Here is a 17186-nt window from a genome sequence, read left to right as displayed (position 1 = left end):
TTATTTTAAAAATCCGCTAAGTCTTCCTTTAAAATCTCGAAATCCGGCTTTATCGCCCTGCAGATAATTGATTAACCTTATAAAAGCTAGTAAGAATGAAATTTTATACCATTTTAGTCTCGCTTTAAAACTTGGCTTAGGATATTTTAGCTTCCAGACGTATTTTCCATTTTTCACCACCATCTGTCCGTATTTATAATGATTCGGCCTGCCAGATTCCACATGAAGGTGTTTTACTCTTGCTCCAGTATTTAGGTAAAGTTTACCATAGTTAGACGCTCTTAGACAAAAATCCATATCCTCATAAAGCCCATACCCTTCAAAATAGGGTGAAAATCCTAGCTTGTCAAAAATTTTCTTTTTATAGGAGGAAACTCCACCCATAAAATATTCTACTTCATAAATTTTGTTTGATGGAGGCAAAAATCCCGTCGAAAAACCATGGGAGAATTCAGGCATAAACCCTGGCGGTTTATCTGATAATAACCCTAGTCTTTTTCGTAGCACATTTCGCTGCCCCAATTTGCGAACATAACCGTCAATCACAAATTCATCATACGCTGGTTGATACTCTTTTGGTACAGTTTTCCATGCTGTTTCATCCTCTATCCAGCCTCCTACCGCAATCGCCTCCGGTATTAATTGATAAGTCTGGATCAGCTGCTGAAAATAATCGGGTTTCAGTACGATATCATCATCCAGGAAACAGATTATAGCAACCTCACTGCTCTTTTTTATTCCATAATTTCGTTGTTTGGTAAGGCCTCTGTCCTCTTCCTCCACTCTGAAATATTTCAGGTTTTTATACGAATGCTCCTCCAGCATTATTTCGGTTTCTTTACTATACGATCCGTCTATGATTAGAATTTCATCCGGGTACAAACGCTGTTCTTGTACCGAGTCAAGTAAGCGCTTCAGACTGGTATCCCTCTCATAGGTACAAATGATCAGGCTAAAGCTAAGGTCATCGGTTAATTTTTTCATTAAGCTCTGCTTTTCTGAAGTTCCTCGTAAAGCTTTTCACTAAGCTTCCAGCGTCTCTGCATGACACCAAAATAACGAATAGGATTTTTAATCTTCTGATTCCTGTAATATTTAAGAAAAAGAGAAGCCTTATAACCTTTTTGCATAATGCTGTTATAAGACGATTTCACCAGGTACATCATCGTAGGGGAAGGTTTCGGTTTTTCCTTTTCCTGATCTTGCTTTTGCATGACTTCTCGAAAGCCGCCTCTGGCCGCCTTCAAATGGATAAAGCTAAGTTCTGGATGGTAAATAATATCACATCCTTTAGCTCTTAGTTGTAATCCAAAATCGATATCTTCCCCGAAACCCTTTTCCAGGAATTCTGAAAATCGACATTGGAGGGCATACTCCGATTTCACAATCGAGGTTCCCGAACCAAATGCTCCCCACTGCTTTATTTTATGGAAAACTGTTTTCTGTCCGGGTTGAAGGCAATTCAGATTGAGACAGCCCACATCCAGCCTTTTTATCTCTCTTAGACTTCTTTCCAGCAGATCCCTTTCCAGTTCGATGTCATCATCAGCAAAAAAAATATATTCAGACCTGACCGATTGCATGGCCAGGTTTCTGGCATGACAGGCTCCTGTTTTGTGTACAAAATGATGAACAATTGGAAAAGGCCATTGCCTATTTAAAAAATCGAGTTGTGATTTTGAATTTGGATCTGGATCCTGCTCCACAATGATCACCTTCTTGGGAAGGTGACTTTGCTCACTAAGATCGTTTAAAAGATTTTGCACATGCCCGGCTCGGAACAGTGTTGGAATGATTACATCGATACTGTTAGAAAAATCAAAATTATTTTTTCGCTGAATATCCTCAATAGGAAGATGCACTCTTTTTTTTAAATAAGACTTCCTTTTAAAACCTCGCAACATAGAAACTACAGGTAGCCTTTTTTCATACTTCCACATACAGAAAAATAAGACCCAAAGCCATTCTTTTTTGTAATACTGTCCCACAAAACTAAATAACTCCCTGTCTCCCCCCTTAAACTTAAGTTTTTTGATTTGTCTTTTCTCTGCAAGGCCTGGGTTGGAATAACAAAAAAGACTATTCTGCTGGCCGGTTTTGCCAATAGAGTTTAATAGATACCCGAAATCGATAATTTCTCGAAATACCTCCTTAAATTGTAGAACAGTTTTCCCGAATATACCTCCAATATCTGTACTCATTCTCCAGGTCGGATACTTTACGTCATACCTTGGATTCAAAAACGGCAGCTGATCAATATAACCGATCTGGTCAGGAATATATTGGCTTTTCACCGCATAGCTGGTCATGATTAGCTCGTGTTCAAAGCACTTTTCAAAATTATTTGCCAACTCAGTATGGATATCCTGATCTTTCCAGATGAGTAGTTCCTGAGGAAAATGTTCAGCAAGCTCCCAGAAAGCCCCGGTTAGAGAATCACTTTTTAATAGCAAAACCTTATCATCCATGGTAGCTTTAATAAATTTCCTGGCATTGCTATGAAGCAGAATGATCATTCTGAAACGGCTTTGGTCAAATGTACTATTTTTTAGCTATACTACTATCCACAATCACCCTCACCATTCACTCTTCACCATTCACCATTCACTACCATAAATAAACTCCAAAGCCATACTAAGTGCCGTCGGATTGTTGTCACTGTGAGGAAACATAGTGACCGAATCAGTCTCTTCATCCCAATATGAATCAGAAATTTGAATCTCCAGTTCAAACCTCTGAACTCTGAACTCTGAACTCTAACTTACCGCTTATAACTTTTCGATAAAACTTAATATTCTTCTCCACTACCACTTCCGTTGAGAATTTCTCAATGACTCTTTTCCTCGCTGCTTTTCCCATTTTCTCAGATAGTTTATTATCTGTTAATAGTTGCAAGATCTTTTCCGCGTATAAATGATGATTTTTAGGGTCTACGGTAAATCCGGTCTCGCCGTTGACCATCACCTCCGGAGCCCATCCAATATCAGAAGTAACCAGCGCTTTCTCCATAGCCATGGCCTCCAGCCAGGTCATGGGCAGCGCTTCGGCAAAGCTTGGTAGCACTACCACGCTTGCCTTTTCGATTTCTTTTCGCACCATCGCATAATCCAGTGATCCAACATACTCAAACCTCTTGGCCGCTTCTTTAGAGAGCTTTTGTTTAAATAGTTCTAGCGTTGATACCCGCTCAAAAACATCTACAACATCTCTTCCCGCGAATATGAGTTTCGCCTCTTTCTGCTGCTCTACTACGTCATTAAAGATCGCTGCCAGTTCGAGAACGCCTTTTTTACGTATAAGCGTTCCGAAATAAAGGATTCGGTTGGAATCAGACCTGTTTTCTGGCGGTTTAAAATTTTCTATGGAAATACTATTTGGAATGACCTCATAGTTTCGCTCGAGATTAAAAATTTCCATGGTTTTTCTACCCGTATAATCACTTACAGCCAGAATACTATCAGCTCTTTTCATAGCATCTCGCTCAAAGAACCGGTTTTTGAATTTTTGCTTGCGGTTTTCCAGGGCACAGAAGTAAGCATCGGTACCATTCATGCGGATCACCAGGGGTATATCCAGTTTCATAAACGCGGTAATTCCTGTCCAGTCTGGAGCTTCGATCAAATCGATTTGATTATTTTTGACGATTTCACCGATCCGCCTTTCAAGATATTTTCGATACAGGTACCAGCCTGTGACCTTGTATTTCTGTTGTTGGATAAAATAAAACTGAATATCATTTTCTCTTAGATGCTTTTCGATCTCCTGCCCGTATAGAATAATGCTCACCTGCACACCTTTTGCAACCAAAGCCTCAGCCATATTCTGAATGCTGGTTCCCAGTCCGCCGGAAGCCGTACAAAATTGATTAGGATATTCAGGGGTGAGATAAGCTATATGCATAGGCTATATGTAGTTAAATTTTTTGCGCAATTTTCTACTCCCGAGCTTAACACCCACTCGGGTTAAATACGGATGGCCTTTTCTCTTAACCGGATCGAAAGCTTTAGTCTTAGGTTTTTGTTCCCAGATATGACTAGCGCCGGTTTCTTCTGTAAAAGAGGAGTTGATTACCTCGATGGAGCTAATTTCTTTTTTGATATCATTAATTTCCTTGTCGCATCCGAAAAGGTCTTTCAACTCTTCCAGATTACTTTTTTTCAACTCTACCAGATCTTCATATCGTAATACTATTTTATCTTCTAAATCAGGTAAATTTTCCAAAACATAATTACTGAGTTTCCTACTATAGTAAAAAGGATAGACCCCCAATAAGACCCCCATTTTCTTGACCTTATCCCTCAATCCTTTTTTGTTAAACCGCATTCCCTTGAGCAATGAATTAAAAACGCTTGCAGGATCCCTTAAAAGAATTATATGTATATCGTTAGGAAATATACGGGATAACTGATCTACACCTAAAAAAGAAGTGTTTTTGATCATCACATATTCTGAATTAGACTTTTCAAGAATACGTTCTCTCAGATCCTTTATAAATAAATGCTCCAGAAACTTTTTATCTGTTTCAAAAAAAACCTGTTTGTCATAGATACTAAAGAACTCTCTAAGTATAGTGGATAATCTGGTTTCACTTTTATTGTGAATCAAAACCTGATGCCCGGTAAAAACTTTTAAGGCTTCTGATACAAAATTATGTCCTGTCCTTGGTAAATAAGAATTTAGAAAAATAATTTTTTGTTCTTCCTGCTTTCTCATCTGAGAGATTTTATTTTATCGCAAATTTGCTCCGAAGCTTTTTCGCAAAGATTAAGATTTATAATATTAAACCACTGTAGCGTATTTTGAAGAACAACTTTGGTTTCTCCTTTAAATATATGCTGAATGGCTTCAATTATACCTGTTTTGGAATTGATCCAATAAACCGATGCTCTATTTTCCATAGACCTGAAATGTATATAATCATAGATCTCACGAACATCTTTTTTTAAGTTATTAACTTCAGGAACATAATTAATATAGGCACAGGGCTTCTTCCGCGCGGCAAAATCAAAAACCATAGACGAGGCGATATTGATGACCATGAAACTGTGTTCGATGATATTCGTTTGCAGGATCATATCTTCCCTGGTGGGCATCACCGCATCCCAGCTGTTATGGCCTCCGCTCCATTCGGGATCAATTGCCGTAATTTCATCTAAATATTCCTTTAATACTTTATCATACCGACTTGAAAAATCTACCGGACACCTTCTGAATATGATCCCAAGATTTTCTCCTTTTCTATTCAGATTTCGAACTGCTTCTGCCACGTCTCTTAAAAAAACTTCATCATGCGGAGAGGTAGTCAAATCATCTCCTGAAAAACACAGGTATTCTTTTTCGGTATCCAGTCCATACTTCTTGAAAAATACTTCCTTTTCGAGTAGGACCTCCTCTTTACAATGGATCTCAAATTGGGGGGTACCGGTAATTTTCACCTGCTCTTCCTTTAGGTAAGGATAATACCTTAGCAATTCGTTCTTCATATGATCGCTCCATACAAAGTAAAAGTCGGTTTCGATTACCTTGGTCGCCTTCGGCAGATTATCCCAGGAGAAAATAAAGCCCGCTGTAGTAATCCCCAGATCCTTTGCTGCCCTAACTGGTGCTATCGCGTTTACAGGTCGCTGGTTGGCACAAAATACCAGGTCTGGCTTTTCCCTCTTCAGTACTTTTATACATTCCTTATAATAGGCTGATTTCCTTTCGGAATTTTGCATCCTCTCTCGCAGCACCCTCAATCCTTTTTCCCCGGTGTAGGTATCACTTAAACGGGAAACAATAAGATTTTTAAGCTTGTTCTTCCAGCCCTCGGTAGATGCGGGAAACTTATATTTTTCGTAAACCGCATCATTGAATTTATCACGAAAATGATTGAGCTCTGAAATGATCTTGGCCCTTTTGTATACATCGGTGATCGCCCTTGGCTTTGGCCTTAATTTTATTTCCTTTTCGCCGTCAGCTTTAATATTATAAGGGGTTGCATTCCAGTACACGATCTCCAATCCTGCTTGTTTTGCTTTCTTTGGAAAATCGGTGAATAGAAAATTCCGAAGGCTAACGCCATCGGGAATGATAGCAAGGACTTTTTTCTGCTCCAAGGTAATTACATGATTATTTGGGCTAAGATAAAAATTTAGAGAACTTAAAGAGCTTACACCATAAGCCAATCCCGAATTTTCTCGTCAGGCTAAGACCGTCATAGAACCTTTCTTTTTTGCAAGTATAATGCGTTACCAGCGTCAAGAATTTTTAACGCCTGTCCTGAGTAATACCTAAGTACCCTGGAGAAAATTTAGCTTTCCAAACGACTCCTCAAACTAAATTTACGCAAGACACGCTTATTTCGACTCTCCTTTAAATAAAGAAAAACTTATAATAAATAGGTCAAGTAAAATCTGGTTGCATGAAGGCTAATCTTATTAAACCATACACCTGTCACCCTGAACGGAGTCGAAGGAACAAACTCTGAATTAAAAACACTCAACACAACTCACTAATCACTACTCACTATTCACTATTCACCACTCACTACTCACTACTCACTACTCACTACTCACTATTCACTTCTCACTATTCACCACTAACCACTAAACTACAATTAACCCACTGCCAGATATAAAAACTATTCTCCTGTTTTCCGTTCTTATAAGCTTCCCATTCCGTCCTAAGAACCTTGGCATCAAACCACTCGGAAAATTCAGAATTAAGTAGTTTCTCTATTTGCTGGTCAACAAAAATCCTGAGTTCATTTCCCAGCCACTCGCGCTGCGGGGTCTGCAAAGCTCTTTTAGGTGCTTCCGCGATCTCGAAAGGCACATAATCTTTCACCAGCTCCCGTAAAAGATGTTTATGCACATTACCTTTTATTTTCATGCTGTCGGGCAGGGAAAAAGCCAGCTCCACCAGTCGGTAATCCAGGAAAGGTTCTCTCAGTTCTGTGGAATAGGCCATCGATATCCGGTCGTTAAAACGCAGTGCTCTTGGAAGCTTCGTATAAAAAATATCCCGGTATTGTTTGTTCTGAATTCCTGAAGAAAATGGTGTAGGATATTGGGGTTTTTCCGACAGTCTTTTAAAATCTTGACTCAATACATTAAGGCGGAAAGGAGATTCATTTTTGCTTCCCTGAATTAGTGTATTATTGGTATGGCTGTAATAGTCATATCCTGCCCATTGTTCATCCATTCCTTGCCCGTCAAGTAAAACTTTGATAACCTGCTCAGAAGCTTTTTTAAATATTTTGGAATAGGCCAGGGTGGGTATCCCGCCGAAAGGCTCATCCTGGAAAATAGTTGTTGTGTGTGATAATTCAGGAACCTCTTCTAAACTCAATTTTATCTTTTCAAGTGGGTTCCCTGTTTTTTGGATCATCTTTTCCACCCAGGGCAATTCATCATATCGCTTATCCCCTGTATAAAAGGTATAGGCCTTGATATTATGGTTTGGGTGCAAATGATTCACCAGTGCCAACAAAAGGGAACTGTCCACTCCCCCGCTCAGGTTAAAGCCAACTTCAACATCAGCTCTAAATCGTAGTTTTATGGAGTCTTCAAGTAATTCTAGATATTTTCTTTTAACCTCCGACTCTGAGCCGTAATCAGATGACCTTTCTTTTATTCGTTCTTCAAAATTATACCATTGATATTTTTGAATTTTTCCCGACTTATATTCCAGAAAATACCCTGCCGGTAGTTGAAAAATATCCTTATAAAAGGTTGTATCCCGGCTTCCGTAACTACCATAACAGAAATAGTTTGCCCAGGTTTTTTCATCAGGAAGTTTTTTAGCTACTTTATGAATAGCTTTTATTTCACTGGCGAAAATCAGCTTTTTTCCCGCCTGGTGATAATAGAAGGGCTTCACCCCGAACCGGTCTCTGGCAGCAAACAATTCTTTTTTTTCTTTATCCCAAATGGCGAAAGCAAACATTCCGTTCAGCTTTTCTAGGCAGTCTTTTCCGAAGACGATATAGGTTGCCAGCAGAACTTCGGTATCAGAACTGGTTTTAAAATCGTACCTGCCGCCGATCTCAGCTTTTAATTCTTTATAATTATAAATTTCCCCATTAAAAATTAGCTGATATCTGCCGCTGGTATCGCTGAATGGTTGATTTGCTTCCTTGGAAAGATCAATGATCGAAAGCCGGTTATGCCCCAAAAGACACTTCCCGTTATGATATATCCCGGAAGCATCTGGCCCCCGGTGCCTGATACTTTTAAGCATTTTCCTGAGATCCTCTATATTGTATCTGCTACCTATTATTCCCGCGATCCCACACATAGTTAAGGTTTTAGCATCTTTTCAGCCTTTTCCCAGTCCTCAGGTGTATCGATATTCACATAGGCATCCCTGGTAGTTTCCACAAAACCTATTTTATCTCCGAGTAATGAACCTTGTAAAATAACTTCACTACGGGTAACATACACTGCTCCATCACGGTGATAGGCCTTAGGTAAGTCCTGCCTTCGAGAAATAGGTGTACTTTCACCCGTCGCGATCTTCAAATGTCCTGCTTTTTCTTCAAAGGCCCAGTGTGGGTTAAAATCTGCAGGAATTTCCCGTACACTGATCACAGAATCAAAACCTCCCATATCTAATTTTTGAATCGCTTCATCAATAAGGTCGTTTTTTCGAAAGGGCGTGGTGGGCTGAAGCAGGCAGACCGCATCAAAATCTTCACCATTAGCCATAAAGAATTCCAGTGTGTGTCTAATTACGGCCAGACTGGGAGTATCATCATTTGCTAATTCATCCGGTCTTTTAAATGGTACCTCTGCTCCTTCTGACTTGGCTATTTCTATAATACTTTCATCGTCTGAACTCAATACCAGTCGGGAAAGCAATTTTGCCTCTTTTCCCGAAGCAATGGTATAGGCTATCAGCGGCTTTCCATGGAGTTCCTTGATATTCTTTCCTGGAATTCCTTTGCTTCCTCCCCTTGCAGTGATGAGTCCGAGTACTTTCATTCGTTTAGATTTGAGATAATAGGAAATTCGGCATCGATCTTTTCTTTATTTTTCAAATAATCCGCTATCATGCCTCCTTCAATATTTTGATAGGCTTTCCTAAGCTTTTCCGTTGTCAGATCGATAATTCTACAAATTTTTCCGGAATTTTCCTTTCTGACCAATTTTATTTTTCCCGATTGGTACTTTTCAAGTACTTTTGGCAATATTTCTCCCGCCTGCCTGATTACTTTGTTTCCTATCTCATGTAAATCATCCTTCTCTTCCAATCTCGGCCTTAATTGGTGCAGAATTCTTCCGGCATCAACTTCTTCGCTTGCCAGGTGAATAGTAGCTCCAACAAATTCAGGTCTTCCGTCTATTAGCGGAAAAAGATTCGTGGCTGAACCCTTATACCAGGGTGAAAGCCCGAGATGAAGGTTGATGAAACGATTCCGAAAGGTCTGTAGCAAATCGGCTTTAATAATGGAAACGCCAAAAAGGATAATATAACCGGGAGAAAGATCCTTTAAGATTTTTAATGTCAGCTCTGAGTTGATCTCTCCATGGGAAACCTTCAGTTGCAAAATCTTTGAGGGGAAACCTTCTTTTCCGAAGAACTCGATTTCCGAATTTTCCCTCCTTTGAAAATGTGCTTCTTGAAAGGCAGCATCTTCCTCGTTTAAAGCTGATGTATCTGAAATTTTATGGGACTTTTCTTCTGTAATGATAAGCTGTAAATGGGTCTGTTCCTCCAGACATCTTGCCATGTACTTATGCCTGTAACTATTGCTGGTTAGAAGTACCGTTTTCATATAGATGCCATTTAGAGTATTCGGGATTCTCAAAAAGATTTTCCTTCTGAAAGATATTCGCTTTTCCGCCCGGTAGGTCATTACAGTCGTAACGCCCCAGCAGGAAAGGATTTTCCTTTGGATCTATGTTTACAGCTCTTTCCATACTGAAAGCCAGTTCAAAGCCTGTTTCAGCTAAAGTTATGGAAAGATTTTTACAGGCATCGAAAGAACCATACGGATAACTGAAGGTTTTTGCTTTTTCCCCAAATCGGCTAACAAAAAATTCCTGACTTTTTTCCAGGTCATATTTGGCCTGCTTCTGGCTTAGCATTCCCAGGGGATCGTGGCGGTGACCATGTGAACCCAGGCTTCCCTGCTCCCACAACTCAGCTAGTTGTTCTTCTCTCATATAAAGTTCAGTAGCTGTTTCGTATTCGTCAAAATATTTTTCAAAAAGCGGATTGATGATTTTTTTTAATTCTGATATGCCAAGTCTGAAGTTCAGCAGATATTTAAGCCGGGCGACCTCTCCCTCATCATAATTATAATGGTTAACCGCTTTATTCCTCTCCTCATCGGTGAGCTGAATCGTCGATTCCTTTTCAATTTTTTTCTGGAGTTCTGCTGGAGCGATTTTTGATCTTAGAAGATGGATTTGATGCACCAGGGAGACTTTTTGCTCGGCGAAATTGGAAGTATTTACAAAACAGATGAAAGGGATTTTCATTTCATCAAGTATGGGCTTCGCCAGCTTGAATTGTTCTTTCAGCCCGTCATCAAAGCTGATCAGGATTGCCTTTTCATCTTTAGGAATTCCATTTAATATATCTTCCTGCGAGACAAACTTTCCATATTTTGCAAGCTCCTTTAACTGATTTCTGAATTGACCGGGAGTTACCCCAAAAATGCTTGGATAAGCAGCTTTAAAATCTTTTCTTATATAATGAAAATTACCGACTGCCAGCATGTTAGTATTGGATGCTTTTATGCGATCTTAATTCAATTTTTGCGAGTATATCGGCTATTCTTTTTCCGGAATCTCCTTTTCCGTAAATCGTGGAAGAAGCAAAAGAACCACTTTCTGCCAATTCATTGATTTTTGAAAGGATTTCTTTTCGATCATAACCACTGTGGATAACATTCTCTGCTTTTAGCCTGCGATGCTGACGACTTCCTATGTCTATTGCTGGAACTCCAAGATAACTGCATTCCCTGATTCCGGCGCTGGAGTTCCCGATGATCATTTTCGAATGCCTCAGCAGCCTTAAAAAATCCAGGGAATCCATGTTCTTAAAGAAATGAATATTTTCCGGGTTCTGTTGTTCCCTAAAAGTTCGAATTCCGTTGGAAGTACCATCAGAGCCTGCATCTACATTCGGCCAGAACCAGAAAGCCGGAATTCCGGAATCTCTCACCGCATACAGTGTTTCCATTATATGCTCCCGGGCTTTTTCATATTCCGAAGTAACGGGGTGTTGCATCACTACCAGGTACCCATCTTTCCAGTTAATATTTTTCCCGACTCCGCCGTATTTTTCAAGTGGGTCAAAATTGAGTTTTTCTTCATCTTCAATCTCACTCGCCAGGTCGATAGATGGGCATCCGGTATTTATAACCATTTCAGGGTCTTCCCCCAGCCTGATTACACGTTCCCTGGCTTCCTCATTAGAAACCAGATGAATATCGGCCAGCTTTGTATTGGCATGTCTTACTTTCTCGTCTATGCTGCCTGTAACTTCGCCACCCTGAATATGTACTAAAGGAATGTTCTGATATGCTGCTGCTATTGAAGTAGCAATGGTTTCAAAACGATCGGCGATGGTAATAACCGCATCGGGCTGCAGGTTATAGAAAACATTTGTAAGCTCCATTAATCCAATTCCGGTTGTTTTAGCCATAGTCGTAGGATTTTCCCCTTCCAGTACCATATAAACCTTCGCCGCAGCCTCAAAACCATCTTTCCTGATAAAATCTGCAGCATTTCCATATCGGTCAAGTAAAGCTGAACCGGCAATTACCAGTTGCAATTCCAGTTCAGAGTGTTCTTCGATTGCCTGTAATGCCGACCTGATCCTGCTGTAAGAAGGCCGGGCGGTAATGACAACACAGATTTTTCTTTTATTAATCATCAAATAAATTTTCTAAGCTGAAAATGAATTTTGGAGGCCATTTTCAATTTAAGCCATTCCACTTTTTGTTTAAGATCGGGATTAGTAAATATAATTTTCAAACCTCCTTGAAAATTATATTTAGGCCGATTAGAGTATATATTATTTCTTTTACTGGTAATCGAATGTACAAATTTTGAGTGTGAAAAGAGATTTGTAATAATTTCAGTTTGATCGCGTCGGTCACCTTCAATAACTATTATACATCTATTCTTCATATTTTTTTTAAGACTGGCGAGAGCCTCTTCCTTTCCATCTATTATGATAAAATCGAATTTAAGTTCTTCAGGTAAAGATTGAATGTCGGGATATAAATGCAAAGAATTATATTTTTCTCCCATATTCAACGGTAATTGTTCTAGACAAAAAGCATTCGATTCAGTGCCATAGACCTTGAGATTAGAGCTATAATGTGTTCTTAGAATTGAGTCTGAAATTGTACCAATTCCAACTCCTGCCTCCAGGATAGTTTTTGGCTCGAATTTTTCAATCAAACTTAAAATTTTATAAAGCGCATATTCACTGGCGATAAACTGGCTTCCCTCTGCCACTGAGAATTTTCGATATTGTCTTTCTACAATATTTTTAATGCTCATTTTTAAGTATTATTGAAAAAGATTTGTACTGTTTGTTCAGAGAACATAAAAATAAAATTCCTGTTTATATAATTGCAGCAATAGCGGCGATTATTACGTATTTATTGTCATCTAACTATAATCTGGGCTTCTCTCCTGATTCTGTTACTTATTTCGAAACAGCTAACAGTTTGATTTCCGGAAAAGGATTTACTGATCTGAATGGTCATTTCGTAAACCACTGGCCTCCTGGTTATCCTTTTTTTATCATGATAATTTCATGGGCTATTGGAATACCTACAATATTGGCTGGTACCATTGGGAATGTTTTTATTGTTTTTTCCACCATTCTTATTTTATTCGAAATTTTTGACAGCTATAAAATCCCACCTCCAATTTCTTATTTTCTCCTGTTTCTATTCATACTGTCTCCATTTTTTTCTATATATCTCTGGTTTTTATCGGAAGGATTGTTCATTTTCCTCTTTCTTCTCTCTTTGCTCATTTTCACAAAATGGAAGAGCAGTCACTCGGTTTTATATCTATCATTAAGTGCTTTGATTCTAGGTATATCGGCACTTGTAAGATATGCTGGTATTGGTTTTTTTATTGGGTATTTGGTTTACCTGTTGCTTAATGGAAATTATAAATTTATTAAAACCACGATTTCTAATTTATTTGTTTTTATTATTTCTTTTCTTTTACCTCTTGTACCATGGCTTTTCTATGCCAGGTTGAATGGAAAGGCTTCACATGACAGGAAGTTTGACTTCGAAATTATACCTGCGACCAAATTTCAGGAAATTCTTCTTAGCATAGGTAGCTGGATTTTCGGTAATTTATATGGGCTGTTTTTTTTAAGCTTTTCAATTTTAGTACTTGCAGTTCTTTATAAAAGTAAATTAAAATTTTCTGTTGTCCTTAAGTTAAATCTTTACCTGGAAAATAAATGGAGACTCCCATTGATTCTGGGAATCATGTACCTTTTATTTATTCTATTTTCTGCTTCTTTTTTAGATCATGCCATTCCCTTATCCAACCGCATTTTTAGTCCGGTTTATCCTTTTTTTCTTTTGTTATTTGGCTCCTTACTAACTTACCTCCATAATAAGGTTTCTTTTAAACTGGCTTACATCCTTCCATTTCTGGTAATGATATCTTATTCATTTCGAAATATTCCCATATATATTCACCATTATAAGGAGGGATCAGGATTCACCTCTCAAAAATTTCAAAACTCAGCCTTGCTCAATTATGTGCAAAAAAACTTGGAAGACAAAACCCTATACACAAATGACCTCTTTCTTTTGAAAATTTTCACCAAAAATCAGAATATAATACAACTTCCGGTTACTGGAAATTCTTCTGGACTAGAGAAAATCAAACCTCAGCTTAGAAAGAGACAGGTGGTTATCATCTATTTTGAATTAATAGACTGGCGAAATTATATGGTAGGTAAAAAGGAAATATTAAAAACCTTTGATAATGTTGAAATAAGAAGGTTCAAAGATGGTTTCGTACTGTTAAATAACTAATTATTCCAAATCACCTTCTTTAAGGAATTCCCACTGGTTTTTTGTGACAATTAATTTTTTTCCAATACAATCTTTAAAGTCTGAAGCTGGAACACCCTTATTCCTGGGCTTTTTTGCTTCTAAATCCTGAAAACTTAAAATATGACCTACAGGTAGATCCTTATTTACTGCCAGAGACTTTTCGAAAATATCTTTTAGTTCACTAAAGTTGAAATTATCGCTTTTATCTACCGGATGCTCAAGAGCTTCGGAGATATTCCTTACCGCCTTTACCAGTTCTTTTATTTCACCAATCTCTAAAGAAGAGGAAGCATCCGGCCCAAAACTTTGTCGACTGAAAACCGCGTGAAATTCCAAAATCTCAGCTCCTAGAGCCGTAGCCGCGATACAAGTCTCAGTTTTAGCTGAGTGATCAGAAAAACCTATAGTTACTCCATACCTTTCCTTCAATTCTTGGATTACATTCAGACCATAATTTTCAGACTTTGTAGGATATGATGTGGTACACTGAAGTATAGAAAATTCAATTCCTTTACTATTAAGAAAACTTATGCTTTTGTCCAATTCTTCAAAGGAACTCATCCCTGAAGAGAGGATGACCGGTTTCCCGGTCCTGGCGATCTTTTCCAGTAAAAGTAAATTATTCACTTCTCCTGAACCTATTTTATATCTCTTTACTTTAAGCTCTTCGAGAAGATCTACCGCGGCATTGCTGAAAGGAGAGGCCAGAAATTCCACTCCCTTTTCCTCGCATCTCGATTTCAGGACTCTCCATTGTTCATGGCTAAACTCCATCCGTTTCCAGTAATCGAATCGAGTCTTATCCTGTTGAGAAAACTTAACTCTAAAAGGTTCATGAATACTACTTTCCGCCTCGGCGATATGTACCTGGAATTTTACAGCATCCACCTCAACCTCAGCAAGGGCATCTATATAGGCGAGAGCCATTCCCAGACTTCCATCATGTGCCTGACCAACCTCTGCAATAACAAACATATTTCCTTTTTTAATTAAAAAGAGCCCTCCTTTTAAGGGGGTGGCGGGCTACATGTGCCTGAGCAATCTCAGCAATAATAAACATATCTCTTTCTTTTAATTTAATAAATACTCCCCTTTTAGAGGAGTTAGGGGTTTAAAGTTGTATTCTAAAATCTATGCTTTTAAGATCTTCTGCAATTTTAAAAGAATAGTTGGCATTCCTGTATTCAAATACTATTTTTTTAAGAAGCATATCATTTACTTCTTTCATTGAAATATAGGTTTGAGTTTCTTTCTTCAAAAGCTTTTTCACTTGATGCTTGAATGAAGAATAATAGGGATCTTCCTCAAAAACTGCACAGATCACTCCTTTTTCAGCCGGCATAATCTCATGAAGAAAATGTTCCACCTGAGCACGAATGTTTTTGATGCGGTAAGTTTTAGCAGGGGTTTTCAGCAAATTACTATCTTCCTTACTGATGATCTTACCCATGTCAGGCTGCCTTTTGGGCCTGATTACTTCCAGCTGATTGTTCATAAAGTAATGTTGCTCATTGACTCGCATGATGTCTTTCACCCTTGGTTTTTGAGTAATGATTTTATCCTCCGATCCCTGAAAACTTTCATGCCAGAAATGATAAAATAGTTTATCCGGATATTTTTTTCTTTTATAGCCCGCACGTTCAATGCGGTCAAACAGGTCTACATCTTCCGCACCATAAAAATGAAAGAATTCATCATAGCCACCCACTTCGGTAAAAGCTTTTTTAGGAGCGAGTATCATCCCGTTAACCTCTCCCTTTCTTTTAATTTCAAGATTCTTGATTTTATTCCTTTTAACCACTTCTGCCGATTCCTCTTTGGAAAGATAGTTTAGGCTAAAAAGACCAAAACTATTTTGACCAGAAAAATCTTCAAGCTTTTTGGTAGTTAAAGGATGAAATAGAAGGTCCACATCAGCTATAAATATAAATGGAGTGGATGCCTTAAGAATCCCATAGTTTAAAGCTTTGCTTTTATTCCATAATAGCTGGGGCACTTCTAGGGCGAATAACTGAACAAAAGTATAATTTTTAAACAGCTCTTTTAATTCTACTAAAAGTTCATATTTACTTCCGTAATCCACGAAGATGACCTTAAAATTTTGATCAGTCTGTTTGGATAGAGAGTCAAGCGTCAACCTGATCCTTTCCAAGTCCCGGTCTCGGTTAGCATATATGATGGTAATTTCTGGATACATTTATGAGCCCGATGTTTCTAATTCCTCTTCTACTAATTTATACTTTTTAAGAACTTCATCTTTAATTCTTTCTCTATCAAGTCCGGGTCTTAAATTTTCGTTGTTAAATTTTATAGCTTTTTCTATATCTATTTCATTCTCTAAGACCTTTTCCAGTACATTCCGAATATGTTTAGGTTCTTCAGGATTATTAATAAGCAAGCCGTTCAGGCCATCAGTGATTATTTCTTGAGTAGCTCCTCCGGGATTTGATTGAATGGGAAAGACTTCCATAACTATAGCTTCAAGTAAGGTATTGGGCATTCCATCTGAAAGGCTGTTGCCTATAAAAATTCTGGCACGTCCCATTAGCTTCATCACTTCCCGATGAGAAACTTTTCCGAGTACTTTAAAGTTTTTCCAGGTATTTATTTCTGAATTCCTAACGAAATGAAACACTTCCTCATCAGCCCCGAAAACTACTATATCAAATTCTCTTAACTTTTCTTTTAATGGCAGGAAGGCCTTCAGCACCTCAATAGCCCTTCCATGTAATCCCTGATAGCCTTTCACTAGAATTATGTTCCTTTCATCGAATTCTTTAAGATAAGATTCCAGAGATTGAAGGTCATATCCTCCACCGCCCGGAAAATTACCGAGGTAAGTTCCTTTAAAGCCGTTTTCTATAGCAATCTGATGGTCCCTTTTACAATCGGTAAACAAATAATCCACTTTAGGTAATACTCTTCGAATATCCTCCAGATAACCTTCCTGTTTACTGTAATAAAAAAGATCGCTTCCCCAGGTAGAAAGTATCCATTTAATATCTGGAAATTTATCCAATACCGGCAACACGGGAGCAGCAGCAAGATAGATCACAAAACTGTGAATAACATCAGGCTTAATCTCTTTTATTCTTTTTTCTAAAACTTTCTGAAAACTTCTTTCATTTACTTTATTGATTAGTCT

Annotated in this window: 15 protein-coding genes; 1 reads left to right on the top strand and 14 read right to left on the bottom strand. The window is 38.3% G+C overall.

All coding sequences use genetic code 11. From position 1 onward, the window contains the following. The 11 genes from GRFL_RS11840 to GRFL_RS11790 all read right to left on the bottom strand — a co-directional run bounded on the left by GRFL_RS11840 (window position 1) and on the right by GRFL_RS11790 (window position 12506). Complete coding sequence (locus tag GRFL_RS11840; RefSeq protein WP_083644822.1) at window positions 1–984, bottom strand: glycosyltransferase family 2 protein; 984 nt, start codon at window positions 982–984, stop codon at window positions 1–3. Continuing rightward, on the bottom strand, window positions 984–2516 hold the full coding sequence (locus GRFL_RS11835) for a glycosyltransferase family 2 protein (RefSeq protein WP_083644821.1): 1533 nt from the start codon (window positions 2514–2516) through the stop codon (window positions 984–986). Before GRFL_RS11835 ends, GRFL_RS11840 begins: the two co-directional genes overlap by 1 nt. A gap of 211 nt (window positions 2517–2727) precedes the next feature. Then, window positions 2728–3900, bottom strand: coding sequence for a glycosyltransferase family 4 protein (locus tag GRFL_RS11830; protein ID WP_083644820.1), 1173 nt, complete (start codon window positions 3898–3900; stop codon window positions 2728–2730). Window positions 3901–3903: 3 nt separating this feature from the next. Then, the gene (locus tag GRFL_RS11825) at window positions 3904–4713 is read right to left on the bottom strand and encodes a sulfotransferase (protein ID WP_083644819.1); all 810 of its coding nucleotides are present in this window, start codon (window positions 4711–4713) and stop codon (window positions 3904–3906) included. Then, window positions 4710–6098 carry a UDP-glycosyltransferase gene (locus GRFL_RS11820; RefSeq protein ID WP_083644818.1) on the bottom strand — a complete coding sequence of 463 codons (1389 nt, stop codon included), beginning with the start codon at window positions 6096–6098 and terminating at the stop codon, window positions 4710–4712. The genes GRFL_RS11825 and GRFL_RS11820 overlap by 4 nt, the downstream gene beginning before the upstream one ends. A 472-nt stretch (window positions 6099–6570) precedes the next feature. After that, window positions 6571–8280, bottom strand: a complete 1710-nt coding sequence (asnB, locus tag GRFL_RS11815) for an asparagine synthase (glutamine-hydrolyzing) (RefSeq protein ID WP_083644817.1) — start codon at window positions 8278–8280, stop codon at window positions 6571–6573. Window positions 8281–8282: 2 nt separating this feature from the next. Next, window positions 8283–8966, bottom strand: coding sequence for an acylneuraminate cytidylyltransferase family protein (locus GRFL_RS11810; protein ID WP_083644816.1), 684 nt, complete (start codon window positions 8964–8966; stop codon window positions 8283–8285). Continuing rightward, window positions 8963–9760 (bottom strand): formyltransferase family protein, encoded by a 798-nt coding sequence (locus GRFL_RS11805; protein ID WP_158091633.1) that lies wholly within the window; start codon window positions 9758–9760, stop codon window positions 8963–8965. The genes GRFL_RS11810 and GRFL_RS11805 overlap by 4 nt, the downstream gene beginning before the upstream one ends. After that, a complete protein-coding gene (locus tag GRFL_RS11800; protein ID WP_083644814.1) occupies window positions 9732–10709 on the bottom strand; it encodes a polysaccharide deacetylase family protein in 978 nt (325 codons plus the stop codon). The genes GRFL_RS11805 and GRFL_RS11800 overlap by 29 nt, the downstream gene beginning before the upstream one ends. Before the next feature lies 1 nt (window position 10710). Further along, window positions 10711–11871: a UDP-N-acetylglucosamine 2-epimerase gene (gene neuC / locus GRFL_RS11795; protein WP_083644813.1), complete on the bottom strand. Its 1161-nt coding sequence runs from the start codon at window positions 11869–11871 to the stop codon at window positions 10711–10713. Beyond that, window positions 11871–12506, bottom strand: coding sequence for a class I SAM-dependent methyltransferase (locus GRFL_RS11790; RefSeq protein WP_083644812.1), 636 nt, complete (start codon window positions 12504–12506; stop codon window positions 11871–11873). The genes neuC and GRFL_RS11790 overlap by 1 nt, the downstream gene beginning before the upstream one ends. Window positions 12507–12538: 32 nt before the next feature. Here GRFL_RS11790 and GRFL_RS11785 point away from each other — a divergent pair, with 32 nt between their 5' ends. Beyond that, window positions 12539–14020, top strand: coding sequence for a hypothetical protein (locus GRFL_RS11785; protein WP_083644811.1), 1482 nt, complete (start codon window positions 12539–12541; stop codon window positions 14018–14020). Here the strand turns inward: GRFL_RS11785 and GRFL_RS11780 are convergent, their stop codons facing one another. The 3 genes from GRFL_RS11780 to GRFL_RS11770 form a co-directional block, all read right to left on the bottom strand. Beyond that, the gene (locus tag GRFL_RS11780; RefSeq protein ID WP_083644810.1) at window positions 14021–15016 is read right to left on the bottom strand and encodes an N-acetylneuraminate synthase family protein; all 996 of its coding nucleotides are present in this window, start codon (window positions 15014–15016) and stop codon (window positions 14021–14023) included. A 136-nt stretch (window positions 15017–15152) separates the two neighbouring features. Continuing rightward, on the bottom strand, window positions 15153–16238 hold the full coding sequence (locus GRFL_RS11775; RefSeq protein ID WP_083644809.1) for a glycosyltransferase family 2 protein: 1086 nt from the start codon (window positions 16236–16238) through the stop codon (window positions 15153–15155). Next, window positions 16239–17096: a glycosyltransferase gene (locus GRFL_RS11770; protein ID WP_341475750.1), complete on the bottom strand. Its 858-nt coding sequence runs from the start codon at window positions 17094–17096 to the stop codon at window positions 16239–16241. Between the last annotated feature and the right edge of the window lie 90 nt (window positions 17097–17186).

The sequence above is a fragment of the Christiangramia flava JLT2011 genome (genome assembly GCF_001951155.1).
In the GTDB taxonomy this organism is placed as follows: domain Bacteria; phylum Bacteroidota; class Bacteroidia; order Flavobacteriales; family Flavobacteriaceae; genus Christiangramia; species Christiangramia flava.
The sequence above is the reverse complement of the archived record's forward strand: the minus strand, read 5'-3'. Positions and strand labels throughout refer to the sequence as shown.

What these genes read in the sequence shown, in the direction of transcription:
- GRFL_RS11805 (WP_158091633.1), bottom strand. Translation starts at nt 9,760, where the DNA reads ATGAAAACGGTACTTCTAACCAGCAATAGTTACAGGCATAAGTACATG.
- GRFL_RS11810 (WP_083644816.1), bottom strand. Translation starts at nt 8,966, where the DNA reads ATGAAAGTACTCGGACTCATCACTGCAAGGGGAGGAAGCAAAGGAATT.
- GRFL_RS11780 (WP_083644810.1), bottom strand. Translation starts at nt 15,016, where the DNA reads ATGTTTGTTATTGCAGAGGTTGGTCAGGCACATGATGGAAGTCTGGGA.
- GRFL_RS11775 (WP_083644809.1), bottom strand. Translation starts at nt 16,238, where the DNA reads ATGTATCCAGAAATTACCATCATATATGCTAACCGAGACCGGGACTTG.
- asnB (WP_083644817.1), bottom strand. Translation starts at nt 8,280, where the DNA reads ATGTGTGGGATCGCGGGAATAATAGGTAGCAGATACAATATAGAGGAT.
- GRFL_RS11830 (WP_083644820.1), bottom strand. Translation starts at nt 3,900, where the DNA reads ATGCATATAGCTTATCTCACCCCTGAATATCCTAATCAATTTTGTACG.
- GRFL_RS11800 (WP_083644814.1), bottom strand. Translation starts at nt 10,709, where the DNA reads ATGCTGGCAGTCGGTAATTTTCATTATATAAGAAAAGATTTTAAAGCT.
- GRFL_RS11825 (WP_083644819.1), bottom strand. Translation starts at nt 4,713, where the DNA reads ATGAGAAAGCAGGAAGAACAAAAAATTATTTTTCTAAATTCTTATTTA.
- GRFL_RS11790 (WP_083644812.1), bottom strand. Translation starts at nt 12,506, where the DNA reads ATGAGCATTAAAAATATTGTAGAAAGACAATATCGAAAATTCTCAGTG.
- neuC (WP_083644813.1), bottom strand. Translation starts at nt 11,871, where the DNA reads ATGATTAATAAAAGAAAAATCTGTGTTGTCATTACCGCCCGGCCTTCT.
- GRFL_RS11840 (WP_083644822.1), bottom strand. Translation starts at nt 984, where the DNA reads ATGAAAAAATTAACCGATGACCTTAGCTTTAGCCTGATCATTTGTACC.
- GRFL_RS11835 (WP_083644821.1), bottom strand. Translation starts at nt 2,516, where the DNA reads ATGATCATTCTGCTTCATAGCAATGCCAGGAAATTTATTAAAGCTACC.